This is a genomic window from Rossellomorea marisflavi (assembly GCF_022170785.1).
In the GTDB taxonomy this organism is placed as follows: Bacteria; Bacillota; Bacilli; order Bacillales; family Bacillaceae_B; genus Rossellomorea; species Rossellomorea marisflavi_B.
Map to the genome: position 1 here is coordinate 251,193 of NZ_CP081870.1, position 15,385 is coordinate 266,577.

The window sequence follows — 15,385 nt, forward strand, 5'->3', positions numbered from 1 at the left end:
GGATGTTTAACGGAAGAGAAATCAAGCTGGCCATCGCCCCGATCGGATGGACCAACGATGATATGCCGGAGCTCGGCGGCGAGGTAACCTTTGAGCAGTGCATCAGTGAAATGGCCCTGGCCGGATTCCAGGGAAGCGAAGTAGGGAATAAATACCCCCGTGATCCCGATCAGCTGAGGAAGGCCCTTGACCTCAGGGGGCTATCCATTGCAAGCGCATGGTTCAGCGCGCATCTGACTACGGATGGGTATGAGCGCACCGCCTTTGAATTCACTGCCCATCGTGATTTCCTTCATGAAATGGGGGCAAAGGTCATCGTCGTCAGCGAGCAGGGGAAAAGCATCCAAGGACAGATGGATATACCCCTATTCGAACATAAGCCAGTCTTTACCGAAGAAGAATGGACCCTCCTCACTGACGGGCTCAACCGACTGGGAGGGCTTGCAGCCGAAAAAGGGATGAAGCTCGTTTATCACCACCATATGGGAACAGGTGTCCAGACAACAGAAGAAATCAGAAGGCTCATGGAAGGGACCGATCCCGACAAGGTGTCCCTTTTGTATGATACTGGTCACCTCGTGTTTTCAGGAGAAGATCCCCTTGTGATCCTTGAAGACTATATGGACCGGATCCATCATGTCCACCTGAAGGATGTCCGGGCGGAAGTCGTCGAGAGGGTAAAGCGGGAGAAATGGAGCTTCCTGCAGGCCGTGAAGGCAGGAGCATTCACCGTCCCCGGCGATGGAAGCATCGACTTCCACCCTGTCTTCGAATCGATTGCTGAAGGCGCGTATGAAGGCTGGTTCGTCGTGGAAGCAGAGCAGGACCCGGCCATCGCCAACCCCTTAGAGTATGCCATCAAAGCCAGGGGCTATATCAGGGAAACGGCAGGCATCTAGAACAGAAGGAGGAGAATCACCATGTATGAAAAGCTCGGAGAATTGAAGCAAGGCTACAATACCGTCACGGATATGGACTCCAAGCATCCGGATATGCTGCAGGATATCGGAGTGTACCGGCTGAGTGCCGGAGACAGGGAAACGCTGCATGACTCAGGGAAGGAAACCGCCGTGCTCCTCATGGAAGGATCCGTCACCCTGGAGTGGAACGGCCACGTTCAGGACATCAGCCGGGGAAGTGTGTTCGATGAAGATCCGTGGTGCCTCCACGTCCCGAAAGGAATCCAGGTCATCGTGACCGCCAAGGGGGAGAGCGAAGTGCTGGTGCAGAAGACCGATAACGCTGCCGACTTTGCACCGAAGTTCTATACGCCAGAGGATTGCTCGAGCACGGTGGCGGGAGAAGGCGTATGGAACGGGACCGCCGAGCGCGTGATCCGCACCATCTTCGATCACGATAACGCTCCCTACTCGAATCTCGTGATCGGCGAAGTGATTTCCTATCCGGGGAGATGGTCGAGCTACCCCCCTCATCATCACGATCAGCCCGAGGTTTACTACTACAAGTTTGACCGCCCCCAAGGATTCGGCTGCGCCATGGTCGGACCCGACGCCCATCGTGTCGAGCACAACAGCTATATCACCATCCCCGGCAGCCTGGACCATCCCCAGGCGACGGCACCGGGTTACGCCATGTACTTCTGCTGGATGATCCGTCACCTCGACGACAATCCGTGGACGGAACGGATCATGGAAGAGGAGCATACGTGGCTCTTGGAAGACAATGCAAAGATCTGGCCGGACCGATAAATTGCTCTATATAAAAATTGTATAATCTTGTAAAATAGGACTATATCCGATTCATGGATGCAGTCCTATTTTTCTGGCTGTCGAGGTGGGAAAATGATTGATAGGAGATGAGGAGAAGATGAATAGAGTGATTCTGCTTGCTTGCACACTGCTTCTATTCTTTATTTTGACCGCTTTTGAGTCTGAAAGAGAAGGAGAGTCCATCAAGCAATATGCCGAGGATCATGCCGTCCAAGACGTGCTGGATACCGTAAGATCGGAGGAACATGCCGATTATCACTTTTCCACCAGCGAAGACATCCGAGTAGGCCTGTTCCAGCCATCATGGAGTTACGGGGAGGCATTCATTGATCAAGAGAGTGATGCCCTTGAACAAACAGATGAATGGTATGCTGTTGTTTACCAGGACGACAAGCCTGTGAACGTCATGGCCGCTGCAAAGAACGAGAACGGGAAGTACGCATTCATGGGTATCGGATTCGGTCAAGATCTTGCCGTTGCCCTGGACACAGCAGGGCACAAGACAGGAAAACTGGTATACGAGTTTCCTGACGATGCCTGGTTCATGATTGACGAAGACAGCGTATATGGTCTCAATCAGCCCGCGAAGTCCCTCATAGGAAAAGAGGATTGGAGTCTCACCAGATACATGGAATATGTTCATGAGCGATACAGTGATCTCGAAGTGATTATGGAGGATGGACAGAATGCCGCTACGGGCGGGGCCGGAGCGCTTCCAGAACAAGAGGGATCGGAACGTTCCGGTCTCGTATATGTCGGACTGGGCATCCTGATCATGGCGAGAGTCGTGATGATGTATAGAATGATGAGGAAAAGAACCTCTGAATCTTATAAGTCTAATGAAGAACGTTGAATCTGGAGGGAGCATATGACAACCCAATGGCAAGAAATCACCATCATCAGCGGAGAGGAAATCGATCTCCATCTCGTAAAAACTGTACCAGGCAACCCGGCGAAGAATTGGGTACCGGCCTATCACTTCAACATGGCTCTGAAGGGTTCCGCCACGCCGATCGGGGTCATCGATCTTCGCATCGGCCATAACGAGAACCTCTACTATGGAGGGCATATCGGCTATGCCGTCCATTCTGAGCACCGTGGCCACCACTATGCAGGGAAGGCGGTGCTCCTGTTGAAGGAACTTGCACTCGCCCACGGTATGGAAAGGATGACGATCACCTGCAATCCCGATAACATCCCGTCCAGGAAGACGTGTGAATATGTGGGAGCGGAGCTGAAGGGAAGCGTAGCCGTCCCTCCCCATAATGATCTGTACCAGCGCGGGGAAAAGGAAAAATGCATCTATGAGTTAGTTTGGTAGAATAATAGGCAATCAATTCGTTCAAACGTTTGTTTAATTTCAATTGTAGGGAGAGCATGCATTATGAAGAAAACCGTCATCTTTGATATGGACGGAACATTATTCCAGACAAATAAAATCCTCGAGGCGTCCCTCGTGGATACGTTCGATCATCTGACCCGTGCCGGCAAATGGCAAGGGGCCGTTCCTTTGAAGGAGTATCAGAATATCATGGGAGTCCCCCTCCCGAAAGTATGGGAGACGTTGATGCCCGATCATTCAGAAGGGGATCGCCTTGAAACGGATCGGTACTTCCTTGAGAGCCTGATCGCTAACATCCACGGGGGAAAAGGCGCGCTCTATCAAAACGTGACCGAGCTTTTTGAACGATTGGGCGCAGAGGGCTGTCTCATCTACATAGGCAGTAATGGGTTGAAGAGGTATTTGGCCGCCATCGTTGACCACTATAAGCTCGACCGTTGGGTTGCAGGAGTCTTCAGCATCGAGGAGATCGACTCCCTGAATAAATCCGACCTTGTCGGAGCCATCCTGGCAGAAGCGGGGGATGGACCTGCCGTGATGGTCGGGGACCGCCTGTCCGATTTCAACGCAGGGCGCGATAACAACATCCCGTCCATCGGCTGCCGGTTTGACTTTGCCCGGGAGGAAGAACTGGCATGTGCCGACTATGTCATCGATGATCTGTTGGATGTAGTGGAGATCATGAACAAGGCTGAATATGTAACGGAGTGATAGAAGGATCCTGATTCTGAATGAATCGGGATCTTTTTTTGTTTATCCGACATCCCCCTGACACATTCGCTCCCTACAATACAACTATAGACCAAGCGAAAGGAGGAACGAATATGAGTCAAATCGGAAGAAAAGAACTGAAATTCGCCATTTCCATCCCGGAATATTACATCCTGATCAATAAGCTCAAGTGGCTGATGACGAGGGACAAGAATGCGGGACGGGACGGTAAGTACCATATACGAAGTGCTTATTTCGATAATATAGACGACCGGATCCTGACGGAGAAGAAGGAAGGCTACCTGAACCGTGATAAGTACCGGGTGAGGATCTACAACCTCTCCGCATCCGTGATCCACCTTGAGCGGAAGAGTAAGCGGAACAATCAGACGTTCAAAACAAAATGCCCGCTGACGAGGAAGGAATATGAAGCCATCCGCCGGGGAGAAACGGAGTGGATGGAGGACGACGTGAGACCCCTCATACGCGATCTGTATGGGGAGATGACAAGACGGCTGATCAAGCCGGTGGCGGTCGTCGACTATGAGCGTGAAGCCTTCACCTATCCGTATGGAAACGTCAGGATCACCTTTGATCAGAACATCCGCACGAGCCTGAGGAATACGGCGATGTTCGACCGGAACCTGCCCATGGTACCGGTCATGGAAGAGCCCCTCATCATCCTTGAGGTGAAGTTCGATGAATATCTTCCGGATATGATCAAATATGCCCTCCAGGCAGTGGATACAAGAACGGAAGCCTACTCGAAGTATCAGCTCAGCAGGATGTTCGGATAAACCAAAAATAGAATAAGAAAGATGAGGTACACAAACGTGAATGAACAAATCAATTTCAGTGATATTTTTAAATCCAGTTTCATCGAGAAGACGACGTCGTTCAGTCTGACCGACTCCATCATCGGTCTCGTCGTAGCTTTCTTGATCGGCCTTTTCATCTATGTTGTTTATAAGAAGACATTCAATGGGGTCATCTATTCCCATTCTTTCAATATTTCCTTGCTCATCATGACGATGGCGACGGCCCTTGTGATCATGGGGATCTCGAATAACGTCCTCTTGTCCCTAGGTATGGTCGGTGCCCTATCCATCGTCCGGTTCAGGACACCGATCAAGGATCCCATGGATCTGGTCTACATCTTCTGGTCCATCGTGTCGGGAATCCTTTGCGGAGCAGGGTTCATCCCTCTTGTTGTCATCGGTTCTGTCCTGATCGGGATCGTGCTCCTTGTATTTGTGAACAAAATGACAGTTGAAAACCCGTTCCTGCTGATTGTGAAGGCAGGCGGTGGAAGCAGCAGTGAAGCAATCGAAGCAGAACTCAAAAAGCTGACGTCACGCTATCAGTTGAAATCTCAATCCTTCATGGGAAGCGACGAAATGGAAACGACGTATGAAGTCCGCATGAAAACAGGCGAATCGGCCATGCTTGCTGAACTGAAGGCATTGCCGGGAATCAAATCCGCCGTCATGGTGAGCTATGATGGAAACTTCACTGCATAGGAGGTGGAGGGAATGATCGGGAAAAAGATGGTGACTGTGGTCTTTGCCCTCCTCATGCTTACCTTCGTGGCCAGTGTATATGTCCTTCCTGCCGTCGGACTCGAGGAGAAGGATACGTCCACCTCCTATAAACAGACAGTCTTTAATGAAAGCAAGGTGGGGCGCGTCGATATCGAAATCGATGAAAACGACTGGGATGATCTTGTGGAAAACGCAACCAAGGAGGAATATAAGCGGGCGACCGTGACCGTCAACGGCAAAAAGGTGAGTGATGTGGCCATCAGGGCGAAGGGGAATTCTTCCCTGACGTCCGTTGCCAATAGTGACTCGGACCGGTACAGCCTGAAGATCGATTTCGATCATTATGACAGCTCGCAAAGCCTGTATGGCCTCAAGAAATTGAATTTGAACAATAACTATAGTGACTCGACGCAGATGAGGGAATTTGTTTCCTATGAAATGATGGAAGAGATGGGGATCGCAACGCCTGCCCACTCTTATATGTACGTGACCATCAACGGTGAAGACTACGGGCTTCTCCTTGGAGTCGAACAGGTGGATGAAACATTCCTCGCAAGCGAGTTCGAATCCAATGACGGGTTCCTGTTCAAGCCGGATGGGGTCGGTTCCGATCTTCAATGGATCAGTGATGATCTAGACGATTACACGGGTATCGAGCTGAAAACGAACGAGTCCAACAAAAATAAGTCGACCTTCACCGATATGCTTGATGCCATCAACAACGGCGGTGACCTTGAGGAGTATCTCGATGTTGATGAAATGCTCCGCTATTTTGCCGTCAATACAGCGCTCGTCAACCTTGATAGCTATCAGGGCCAGATGAAGCACAACTATTATCTCTATGAAGAGGATGGGACATTCTCCATCATCCCTTGGGATTATAATATGTCCTTCGGAGGCTTCGGCGTCGGAATGGGCGGAAGAGGCAATGAGGGAGAGAACGACCTAGCGGATGGGGAACAGGCTGAAGAGCCTGGCAACCAAGCTGCCGATCAGAACGGTGCTCCTCAAGGGAAAGATGGGAACGACAAGCGAGGCATAGGTGGGGGGATGATGACGAGTCAGCTCATCACCGACTCTGCCATCGACTTCAGTGTGAGCGAACCCGTTGCCAATACGACTCTTGAAGAACGTCCACTGCTCAATGCCCTCCTTTCCAACTCAGAGTACAAGGAGAAATACGAAGAGTACTTGAAGACATTTGCCGAGGAGATCTTCACAGAGGAACGCGTATCCGAGATCACGAACAATTTGGCGACGATCCTCACCACTTATGTCGAGAGCGACCCGACCAAATTCTTCACAACGGATGAATTCTTGAAAGGCTTTTCCGGCGACGAAAGCCTGGCAGAATTCACAAAGCTGAGATCCGAGTCGATCCTTGAGCAACTTTCCGGCGAACGGACGGTTGAAAGCCAGGCGGGATCCAGCAGTCAGGGGCAAGGAGCTCCGAATGGCGGGCAGGTTAATCGAGAAGCAGGAAATCAGCAGGATGCGAACCAAGAGAATCCCGCGGCAGATGACAATGCCCCCCAAAATGGAGCGCCGGCAGGAAATGAACAGGACGGTGCGCAGGCTCCTCCGGCCCAAGGGGGGCAAAATGGTGCTCCTCCTGATGCAGGGAACGAGCCACCTGAAGGGTTCGATCCCGCCGATAAACCTGATGGATTCAACCCCGGGGATGGTCCCGGGGGAGGAGGACCACAAGGGAACGGAGCACAGGAAGAAGCCGTTGATTCGACGGCGGCCCTCACAGTGAGCGGAGTCTCCGTAGCCGTTCTACTGCTTGGCCTCGGTGTAGCATGGCGTTTTAGAAGAAGACGCGGCTTCCGTTGAGTCCATGACAAGCAATATCCTTTACCGCCTCGTCCGAAACCCGTATAATTAAAAGAATAAACTATTCGCGATGACACCTATACTAAGTAACCGGATAGCCCTCTGCGGCTCTGGTTACTTTTTTGTTAGGGTGGGTACGATAAAAATGGATTATAATCGCAGGACGAGTAAAGGGTTTGATGACAATGAGACAACTACATCGACAACATATATGGCTTGGACGCTTCCTCGCTTCCGATCCCGGGAGGAAAAGGCTGCAGCAGGCAGGCAAGACAACGCTGAGCCTCATGACTTCGGTATTTATCACATTATTCCTATTGAAAATGAATGAGTATCCGTCCATTACACCTGCCATCGTTTCAGGGATGGTGGGGATGTTCGGTGTCCTGATCGTCTTGGATGATACGGACCGGAAGAAGAAAGTGACGCTGCTGTGCATCGCCGTTTCAGTGGCAGGGGGGATCACCGTCGGTTCCCTGTTAAGCCATCATCCGTATGCCGTCAACATTTTCCTCGTGGCGGCCATGTTCAGCGCCTTTTATTTCTCCCGCTTCGCCGTCCGCTATTTTTCCATCGGGATGGCCTCTTTCATGTCGATCTACTTTTCATCCGTTCTGAAGCTCGACGCATCTCATCTGCTATGGTTCTATATCGGAATCGGGATCGGGGCGCTCAGTGCCTACATGTATCAGTTCCTTCTATTCAAAAGTTCTTCCTACGTATTGAAAAGGAGCCTGATTTCGTTCCATATCCAGTCGAATCTGACATTCACCATCCTGTTGAAGGCAATGGAAGATCCAAAAATCAGTGAGAAGAGGAAGAAAAGTCTCGATCGAAACGTTCGTAAATTGAATGAGTATGCGCGGACGCTGTCGGGTGATATCAATGAAAGTGATCTCAAGGAGCTGTACCCGGGAATTGATGTTTCTGAACTCAGGCTCTACGTCTTTGACGCGGAAATGCTGATCCAGACCCTATCGGATTCATTGAAGAAGCTGAAGGAGCTGAAGGCGTTCGAGCAGGACGAGATCCGCCAGCTATTGATGCGGGTCATCCGTTCCCTGCGTGATGCCGATGTCCTGGCACAGGACTATGAACCGAAGACACTCGAAGAAACCGAACGTGCCCTTCAGGAGCTGCGGTTGATGCTGACGGATGTCCTGAGGGATCAAGAGGATCTTCCAAGATGGATCTATCTTCTGCGCCGGATCGAGTCCATCTCGAATCACGTCCTCCAGGCAGCCCTTACGATTCAAGAAGCCTTGAAGGGAGAACGGGAAATCCCTTCTGAACAAGAAGAAGATGACTCGGAAGAAGAAGAGAAGGAAGACGAAGAAGAGTCAAAAGGGTTGAAGCCGTCTACGAGAAAAGCAATCCAGGCATTGATTGCAGGGATCCTTGCCATCGTGGCAGGTGAACTGATCGCCCCCGCCCAGCCGTACTGGGTGCTGTTGACGACATTCATCATCATGATTGGTACGGAGACGGTGGGAAGAACCTATCTGAAGGCATTCCAGCGTTCATTCGGTACCGTCATCGGGGCACTCGTCGGCTTCGGGGCCGCGACCCTTGTATCGGGCGTGAAGCCCCTTGAGGTGGGACTGCTTTTCTTGGCCCTCTTCCTATCATTCTACTTATTCCCCGTATCCTATACGCTCATGAGCCTGTTCATCACCATGCTCATCGCCTTCATGTACGATATTCTCCTTGGCGGGATTTCAGTGGGGCTTATGGGGGCGAGGGTACTTGATACAATCATCGGCGCCTTCATCGCCCTGATCGTGTCGGCTTTCGTTTTTCCGAAGAAGACAAAGGCCAAGGTCACGGATACATTCGATGAGTTCTTCGAGGAGCTCGGGGAATATGTGGAAAGCTATCTTTCTTCCTTCCTGAAAGTGAAGAAGAAGCCCCTCGCGGACCGGGCATTCGATCTCGACCACAAGGTTCAGGCGATCAAGGACGAAGCCCAGTCGATCCTTCAGCGCCCAGGTGCCATGACCCGGACCGGACTCGGACGGTGGATCACCGTTGTCATCGCCGTCAATTATTATGCGAAGCATCTGCTGGCTTCTTCCCACAGAAGGAACGAGCCCTTCCCGGAAGAATTGCAGAAGGTAATCGGGGTGACGAGCGAGAAATTGACGCAGAACATCGAAGCGGTCCGACTCATGATGAAGGATCCTTCCGCGCACTGCAGTCTCTGGGATCTTTCAGAGGAACGGAGAGAAATCGAAACCCATGCCCCCGGTAGGTTGAAATCACATATTGATGTCATTCATCATGTGTACTATGTTTGGAAGATCAATCAGTCCATCGTTGCTCTCGGTGAAGAGCTCGGGGGAAAAGTGAATTTAGAAGAGGAAAAAGAGATTGGGACAAAACAAAAAAGGTCATGACGAACAATATCAGTATGGCTTCTATATACCGCTCATGATTTCCGTGCAAGACTTCGCTTTCCGCGGGTAGCCCGTGAGCCTCCTCGGCAAGCCTGCGGGGTCTCACATCAGCTACTCTTCCCGCTGGAGTCTTCGTCTTGCACTCCAATCAACCGCTAGGATCAAGTAAATCGTAATGGTCATGAAACAAATCAAAAACCCGAACTATCTCGGCAAGATAGTTCGGGTTTTACTATGACTAAAACACTCTTGTTCCAGCCTCTTTTTTGGGTTTACCGAATGATCATATGTCCGCTGGAGAGGTCTACATTGATGGAATGTTTTCCCGATCCTTTCGTTCCTTTGATAGACCGTTCACTGCTTGTTTGATCCTTCAGTTTGATGGTGTTGAGGATATCTCCGCTTCCTGCCTTCCCGTTCAGTTTGAAGCTTGCGTCTTCAGGCAGATTAAGGTCCGCATCGCCGGATCCGACCGTGAAATCCACATCTCCCGAAAGTTTTGTCATGGATACCGACAGATCACCTGAAGAAACCGATCCTTTCAATGGTCCTTCATAGCCCGTCAGAAGCACATCCCCTGAGCCCATATCAACCAATCCTTCCCGGGTTTTGATATCCTTACCGACAAAATCTCCGGATGAGCCCTTATATGTGAAGGATCCGGTGTTGAAATTCCCGATTTTCATATCGCCTGAGCCGATCTCGGTCTTCAAGTCGCCCAGGGACATCATTTCGTCCGGTATGAAGATCAGTTCTCCTGAGCCGACCTCGATCTCCAGATTGTTTTCGTAGTTTTGAGGAAGAAATACAATTGTATCAAATTTTTTGTTGTTGAAGCCGATATAAAAGATAGGCTTCATTTTGACTTCAAGGTTGATTTCGTCTCCTTGATCTTCAAGGTTAACGGTGCCTTTTCCGTTGAACTCGACCCTGACTTCATCATCGTCCGTTGTCACGATCTTCGTATCCCCGCTTCCGAGCGACAAATGGATGAGCTTGGTCCCGTCGTTCACTTTTACACTGTCTGAGGTTTTTTCACCTTTGGCAAACAGGGTGGTTCGATCATTCAAAATGAGGAAGATCGCACCTAATGCCAACAAAGCCACTACGATGGCGAATGCATTCTTTTTCATGTTTCCCTCTCCTTGGTTCGTTTTTCCAATCTTTCTATAGTGTAAGTGGAGAACCATTATTCTGCAATGCGCCCCCGGATCAATTTTTTATCCGCCTCTGGTCTTAGTGGAGAGTTTGAACCCTGATGAAATGGGGGAGTATGCAGGATGAGAGGAAATGAAAGGTGGGAAACCATGACGACGCATCGTGTGTTGGAACAGACTTTTTATGAACAGCCGACGCTTGAACTTGCCAAGTCCCTTCTCGGCTGCTTGATGGTGAAAGAAACGGAGGAAGGCACCGTATCGGGCTATATCGTCGAGACAGAGGCGTATATGGGACCTGAGGATCGTGCAGCCCACAGCTACGGTAACAGGAGGACAAAACGGACTGAAGTGATGTTCGCGGAATCGGGCCGGATCTATACGTATGTGATGCATACCCATTGTCTCGTCAATGTGGTGAGTGGGGGCTCAGGGGTGCCGGAAGCGATCCTCATCCGTGCGGTTGAACCTGTAGATGGCCTTGAACTCATGGCCAGCCGGCGTGAAGGACACTCCATGAAGAATTGGACGAGCGGTCCGGGCAAGCTGACAAAGGCCATGGGCATCACCATGGAAGACTATGGGGGAAGCTTCCTTGAGCCCCCGTTGACCATTCATGAGGGGTACCTGCCGGAAAGAATTGCCGAAGGGAAGCGGATCGGCATTGGTAATAGTGGGGAAGCAAAGGATTATCCCTGGAGGTTTTGGATCGAAGGGAATCCCTACGTATCAAAGGGTCGCGGACAAAATTCAGAAAAATAGGAATTAATACCCCCATAAACTATTTCGTTTATGGTATATTTTACTTATATAATCAACCTCACCGTCTAGTGGGAAGGCGTTGAACCTGAATGTCCGATGGGCGCTTGCATTCAGGGGAGCCAGTAGCGCAACCGACCGCATATGAAGTTTATTTCTATGTGGTTTTTTTGTACCTGATTGTTCAAAAAATACAGAGAGATAAGGGGTCCTAATGAATATTTTCAGCATCTTTCAAGACGACTTGATCTATCACGAATTCCAGCCCTTGTACAAGCTGGGGCATCAACAGTCTCTCTATGCGTATGAGGGGCTCCTCCGAAATACGTTCAATCAGAATCCGGAGCACGTGTTTCAAACGGCCATCAAAGCCAATATCCTGTATAAGCTCGACACCCTGTCCATCACAAAGGCGATGGAGAGCTTCGTGAATACCGGCCTCGACTGCAAGCTGTTCCTGAATATTTACATCACGACCATCCTGCATCCGAGTTTCCGTCATTACTTCGACCATCTGATGAAGACCCACCCTTCGATGGAAGGGAGGCTCGTCCTCGAGATCAACGAATCCAGTGCCGAGGAACTTTGGCAGAACCCCTTATTAAAACAGGCGTTGAAAGGGTTGAGGGAGTATGGTGTATGGTATGCCATCGATGATTTCGGGCAGGGGACGTCTTCCATCAAGAAGTCCATGGAATATGAGCCCGAAGTGATCAAGCTTGATCGCTATTTTGCCATGGATCTTGCTCAGGATCCCAAGAAGCAGCGATTCCTGTCGTTCTTCAGCCAGTTCTATTCGGAAGATACCCTCATTGTCCTCGAGGGGATCGAAAAGCAGGAAGACATGGAAGTCGCCCTTGAGATGGGGATTGCCATCGGGCAGGGCTATCACTTGGGCAGGCCGGGAAAACTGCTAGCCTGATCAAGGTGGCTGGGTTTGGCAGGTATCGTGCCTCTCCCTATCTATTATTTACAGAAAATAAATTAAATTGAAAAATCTTGAAGGGGAGAGTAGGATAAAGGAAAAAGAAAAAAAGGGGATCCATATGAACAAGTACCTTTCTGTACCATTGCGTTTCATTCTTTATTACATATTGGGGATTCTCGGAATCCTGGGCGTGAGCGTTGCACCACAGGTTCTGAGTGAAAAAGGATTGTATAACTTCGTCGCTTTCATTGAAGAATTCCTCAAGTTCACCATCTATTTCGCCGACCCGGGAAACTGGGAATATAACTACAAGGGACAAGTCGACTCCCTTTTCAATGTCCTGTGGGAGCCTTATCTGTATTCCATGACCATCATTCTTGGAGCCATCGCCCTGGGCCTTGTGCTGGCGGTGATATTTGCCGTAATTACCTTTTTCCTCCCGACTCCGCTTTCTTCCACGTTGAAGAAAATCCTGAACTTCATGGAGTCGGTTCCGGATCTGCTATTTGCTTTCCTCCTGCAGCTATTCATCGTTTTCTTTTTCAAGAAGTACGGCATCATGCTCATGGAATTCACGGAGTTTGACGGCGTGCAGATATACGCGGCTCCGATCTTCACCCTCGCCATCGTGCCGATGGTCTCCTTCTTCAGGATCCTCCTTCTCGTCATGGAAGAGGAAATGGTGAAAGATCACATTGAATTTGCCAGGAGCAAAGGGCTATCCAAAAGCCGCATCCTCTTCTCGCATGTGATGAAGAATATTACACCAAGCTCCTTCTATCATGGGAAGCTTATCATCTGGGGGACCCTGTCGAGTTTATTCATCATCGAAACCCTATTTGATATGAGGGGAATCACCTTCTATATCACTCAGGACTTCAGACCCGTCGTGATTGCGTATGCCCTGATCCTTCTTTTCACTCCGTTCTTTTTTATTTATCAAGGGGTGTACCTGTGGATGAACCGTGCTGCCGTGATCGATGATTCTCACTACCGGATCAAAAAGGACAAGGTCAAGTTCTCAGAATGGAAGATTTGGGGGTTCATCGCCACTTCGTGGAGGGCTTGGAAGGTACATATGAAGAATCCGAAATTTGCTGGAGGATTCATCATCATCTTCGGAATGATTGTGTATAGTTTCTGCCATTCCTTCTTCAAGGATGAACCTGTCGGCAAGCTTTACTATGTAAAGGATGATGCAGGTACTCTTCTTAGCGTCCCGCCTCATGCACCATCAGAGTTCATGGCGCTCGGATCCGACTACAATGGCTTCAGCATCCTGGACCAGTTAATCGTCGGAGCGAAGTTTACGCTCATCTTCGCCCTTGTGGTGGCGCTACTGCGGGTTGTAGGTGGCTTCTATCTCGGGGTTGGCTATCACTTCTTCTTGAATGAACGCAGGAAGAACTGGGTGAATAGAATCGTGGATTCAATCCACTTCCTGCCGTTGAGCCTCATTGCGTATCTTCTATTAAGACCGGTGCTGTGGGGATTGACATTCGAAGGATTCCAGCACTCCCTGTTTGAACGGCTCGTCTTCGAGGCCATCGTCCTGACAATCTTGGTGCTGCCTCTGACGATGGTATTGATCGGCAATGAGCTGAAGCTGATCGGACAGCAGGACTTCGTCGTTTCGGCCAAGCTTCTCGGAGGGAGTAACCGCCATCTGCTCTGGACACATCTGTTCCCGCATCTCGCGCCGAGGATGTTTATCCTGTTCGGGCAGCAGTTCATCCAAACGATGCTCATCCTGGTCCATATGGGGCTGTTCTATCTATTCCTTGGTGGCACCATCGTATCAAGGGGGCTCCTTCCCGATCCGCCGAAGTCGGCTACATTTGAATGGTCAGGGCTTATCAGTTCTTCTAAACAAGCACTGATGACAGAGAAATATTGGATCGTCCTATTCCCGCTCATCGCCTTCATGATCGCCATCTTCGCCATGCAGCTGGTGGTCCAGGGCGTCAAGGAGATCCAGCAGGCCAAGGTCGGTGTAAGGGTGAATAAGAAACCGATCAAAGGATGGAAAATGTGGAGTAAGAGTGAAAAGGCAAAGGTGAGCCCACCTCTTGAAGGAGACTTCACCTTGACGCATCAGAACATCAAGGGATGATGTCCACCCGGCATGAAATCCGAAACGGAGGGACATGTTAAAGGAAAAGGAGTGATGAACGATGAGGATACTGCTCATCAGCTTGACGCTGTCTTTTTCTTTGACAACGACGGGGTTTGCAAGGGACATCCTGCCCCTGCCCGCCCATAAAAAGGAACTGGCCATCGTGATCGATGACCTAGGGAACGATATGGAGGGAACGAAAGATATCCTTGATACAGAGGCGACGCTGACGATTGCTGTCATGCCGTTCCTGCCGTCCACAAAGAAGGATGCCGAACGGGCTCATGCGAAGGGCCATGAAGTGATCCTCCATATGCCGATGGAGCCGGTGACTGGGAAGGCGAGCTGGCTTGGGCCCGGGGCGTTGACAACAGACCTGTCGGATGAGGAAATACGAAGCCGTGTGGAGAAAGCGATCCAAGATGTCCCGCATGCCGTGGGGATGAATCATCATATGGGTTCGAAGGTGACAGCCGATGAACGCATCATGAGGATCGTCCTTGAAGTATGCAAAAAGCACGGCATGTTTTATCTCGACAGCAAAACAACGGGGAAAAGTGTCATCCCGAAGCTTGCTGAAGAACTGAAGGTGCCTTATCTCGAGAACGGTCTCTTTTTCGATGATGTCTACACGAAGGAGCACATCGGGCAGCAAGCGACAAAACTTGCCGCTAAACTTGAAAAAGATGACAGCATGGTGGCCATCGGTCACGTCGGTGTAACGGGTACGATGATTGCATCGATGCTGAAGGACTTCATTCCTGTCTACGAAAAAGAAGCCAATATTGTGCCGTTATCCGACCTTATTCCGGAGTATCACTTGATTGATGAAAGCATGCCATGAGTTGTATGCTGATAGGTGATGAATA

Annotated in this window: 14 protein-coding genes and 1 riboswitch; of the genes, 13 read left to right on the plus strand and 1 reads right to left on the minus strand. The window is 50.2% G+C overall.

The genetic code is table 11. The features are described from left to right. Positions 1-2: 2 nt before the first annotated feature. The 9 genes from iolE to K6T23_RS01420 all read left to right on the plus strand — a co-directional run bounded on the left by iolE (position 3) and on the right by K6T23_RS01420 (position 9,556). A complete protein-coding gene (gene iolE, locus K6T23_RS01380; RefSeq protein WP_238283431.1) occupies positions 3-899 on the plus strand; it encodes a myo-inosose-2 dehydratase in 897 nt (298 codons plus the stop codon). Between the two features lie 21 nt (positions 900-920). Then, the gene (locus K6T23_RS01385; protein WP_238283432.1) at positions 921-1,709 is read left to right on the plus strand and encodes a 5-deoxy-glucuronate isomerase; all 789 of its coding nucleotides are present in this window, start codon (positions 921-923) and stop codon (positions 1,707-1,709) included. A gap of 118 nt (positions 1,710-1,827) precedes the next feature. After that, positions 1,828-2,583: a hypothetical protein gene (locus K6T23_RS01390; protein WP_238283433.1), complete on the plus strand. Its 756-nt coding sequence runs from the start codon at positions 1,828-1,830 to the stop codon at positions 2,581-2,583. 15 nt (positions 2,584-2,598) lie between these two features. Then, the gene (locus K6T23_RS01395) at positions 2,599-3,051 is read left to right on the plus strand and encodes a GNAT family N-acetyltransferase (protein ID WP_238283434.1); all 453 of its coding nucleotides are present in this window, start codon (positions 2,599-2,601) and stop codon (positions 3,049-3,051) included. Between the two features lie 63 nt (positions 3,052-3,114). After that, positions 3,115-3,783 carry an HAD hydrolase-like protein gene (locus tag K6T23_RS01400; protein ID WP_238283435.1) on the plus strand — a complete coding sequence of 223 codons (669 nt, stop codon included), beginning with the start codon at positions 3,115-3,117 and terminating at the stop codon, positions 3,781-3,783. Positions 3,784-3,896: 113 nt separating this feature from the next. Beyond that, positions 3,897-4,580, plus strand: a complete 684-nt coding sequence (locus K6T23_RS01405) for a polyphosphate polymerase domain-containing protein (RefSeq protein ID WP_238283436.1) — start codon at positions 3,897-3,899, stop codon at positions 4,578-4,580. A gap of 21 nt (positions 4,581-4,601) precedes the next feature. Continuing rightward, positions 4,602-5,303 (plus strand): DUF4956 domain-containing protein, encoded by a 702-nt coding sequence (locus K6T23_RS01410; protein ID WP_048007268.1) that lies wholly within the window; start codon positions 4,602-4,604, stop codon positions 5,301-5,303. 12 nt (positions 5,304-5,315) lie between these two features. Further along, on the plus strand, positions 5,316-7,160 hold the full coding sequence (locus K6T23_RS01415) for a CotH kinase family protein (protein ID WP_238283437.1): 1,845 nt from the start codon (positions 5,316-5,318) through the stop codon (positions 7,158-7,160). A 185-nt stretch (positions 7,161-7,345) separates the two neighbouring features. Continuing rightward, positions 7,346-9,556 carry an FUSC family protein gene (locus K6T23_RS01420; protein ID WP_238283438.1) on the plus strand — a complete coding sequence of 737 codons (2,211 nt, stop codon included), beginning with the start codon at positions 7,346-7,348 and terminating at the stop codon, positions 9,554-9,556. A gap of 272 nt (positions 9,557-9,828) precedes the next feature. Here the strand turns inward: K6T23_RS01420 and K6T23_RS01425 are convergent, their stop codons facing one another. Further along, the gene (locus tag K6T23_RS01425) at positions 9,829-10,689 is read right to left on the minus strand and encodes a DUF4097 family beta strand repeat-containing protein (protein ID WP_238283439.1); all 861 of its coding nucleotides are present in this window, start codon (positions 10,687-10,689) and stop codon (positions 9,829-9,831) included. Between the two features lie 174 nt (positions 10,690-10,863). On the opposite strand from K6T23_RS01425, the gene K6T23_RS01430 reads away from it, so the two are divergent. The 4 genes from K6T23_RS01430 (at position 10,864) to K6T23_RS01445 (ending at position 15,360) form a co-directional block, all read left to right on the plus strand. Next, positions 10,864-11,475, plus strand: a complete 612-nt coding sequence (locus K6T23_RS01430; protein WP_238283440.1) for a DNA-3-methyladenine glycosylase — start codon at positions 10,864-10,866, stop codon at positions 11,473-11,475. Between the two features lie 63 nt (positions 11,476-11,538). Beyond that, positions 11,539-11,621, plus strand: a riboswitch (cyclic di-GMP riboswitch). 65 nt (positions 11,622-11,686) lie between these two features. After that, positions 11,687-12,394: an EAL domain-containing protein gene (locus K6T23_RS01435; RefSeq protein ID WP_238283441.1), complete on the plus strand. Its 708-nt coding sequence runs from the start codon at positions 11,687-11,689 to the stop codon at positions 12,392-12,394. A 124-nt stretch (positions 12,395-12,518) separates the two neighbouring features. Then, positions 12,519-14,513: an ABC transporter permease subunit gene (locus K6T23_RS01440; protein ID WP_238283442.1), complete on the plus strand. Its 1,995-nt coding sequence runs from the start codon at positions 12,519-12,521 to the stop codon at positions 14,511-14,513. A gap of 61 nt (positions 14,514-14,574) precedes the next feature. Next, positions 14,575-15,360 (plus strand): divergent polysaccharide deacetylase family protein, encoded by a 786-nt coding sequence (locus tag K6T23_RS01445; protein ID WP_056541495.1) that lies wholly within the window; start codon positions 14,575-14,577, stop codon positions 15,358-15,360. The last annotated feature ends 25 nt before the right edge of the window (positions 15,361-15,385 follow it).

What these genes read in the sequence shown, in the direction of transcription:
- K6T23_RS01430 (WP_238283440.1), top strand. Translation starts at nt 10,864, where the DNA reads ATGACGACGCATCGTGTGTTGGAACAGACTTTTTATGAACAGCCGACG.
- K6T23_RS01410 (WP_048007268.1), top strand. Translation starts at nt 4,602, where the DNA reads ATGAGGTACACAAACGTGAATGAACAAATCAATTTCAGTGATATTTTT.
- K6T23_RS01405 (WP_238283436.1), top strand. Translation starts at nt 3,897, where the DNA reads ATGAGTCAAATCGGAAGAAAAGAACTGAAATTCGCCATTTCCATCCCG.
- K6T23_RS01425 (WP_238283439.1), bottom strand. Translation starts at nt 10,689, where the DNA reads ATGAAAAAGAATGCATTCGCCATCGTAGTGGCTTTGTTGGCATTAGGT.
- iolE (WP_238283431.1), top strand. Translation starts at nt 3, where the DNA reads ATGTTTAACGGAAGAGAAATCAAGCTGGCCATCGCCCCGATCGGATGG.
- K6T23_RS01395 (WP_238283434.1), top strand. Translation starts at nt 2,599, where the DNA reads ATGACAACCCAATGGCAAGAAATCACCATCATCAGCGGAGAGGAAATC.
- K6T23_RS01420 (WP_238283438.1), top strand. Translation starts at nt 7,346, where the DNA reads ATGAGACAACTACATCGACAACATATATGGCTTGGACGCTTCCTCGCT.
- K6T23_RS01445 (WP_056541495.1), top strand. Translation starts at nt 14,575, where the DNA reads ATGAGGATACTGCTCATCAGCTTGACGCTGTCTTTTTCTTTGACAACG.
- K6T23_RS01390 (WP_238283433.1), top strand. Translation starts at nt 1,828, where the DNA reads ATGAATAGAGTGATTCTGCTTGCTTGCACACTGCTTCTATTCTTTATT.
- K6T23_RS01440 (WP_238283442.1), top strand. Translation starts at nt 12,519, where the DNA reads ATGAACAAGTACCTTTCTGTACCATTGCGTTTCATTCTTTATTACATA.
- K6T23_RS01385 (WP_238283432.1), top strand. Translation starts at nt 921, where the DNA reads ATGTATGAAAAGCTCGGAGAATTGAAGCAAGGCTACAATACCGTCACG.
- K6T23_RS01435 (WP_238283441.1), top strand. Translation starts at nt 11,687, where the DNA reads ATGAATATTTTCAGCATCTTTCAAGACGACTTGATCTATCACGAATTC.
- K6T23_RS01415 (WP_238283437.1), top strand. Translation starts at nt 5,316, where the DNA reads ATGATCGGGAAAAAGATGGTGACTGTGGTCTTTGCCCTCCTCATGCTT.
- K6T23_RS01400 (WP_238283435.1), top strand. Translation starts at nt 3,115, where the DNA reads ATGAAGAAAACCGTCATCTTTGATATGGACGGAACATTATTCCAGACA.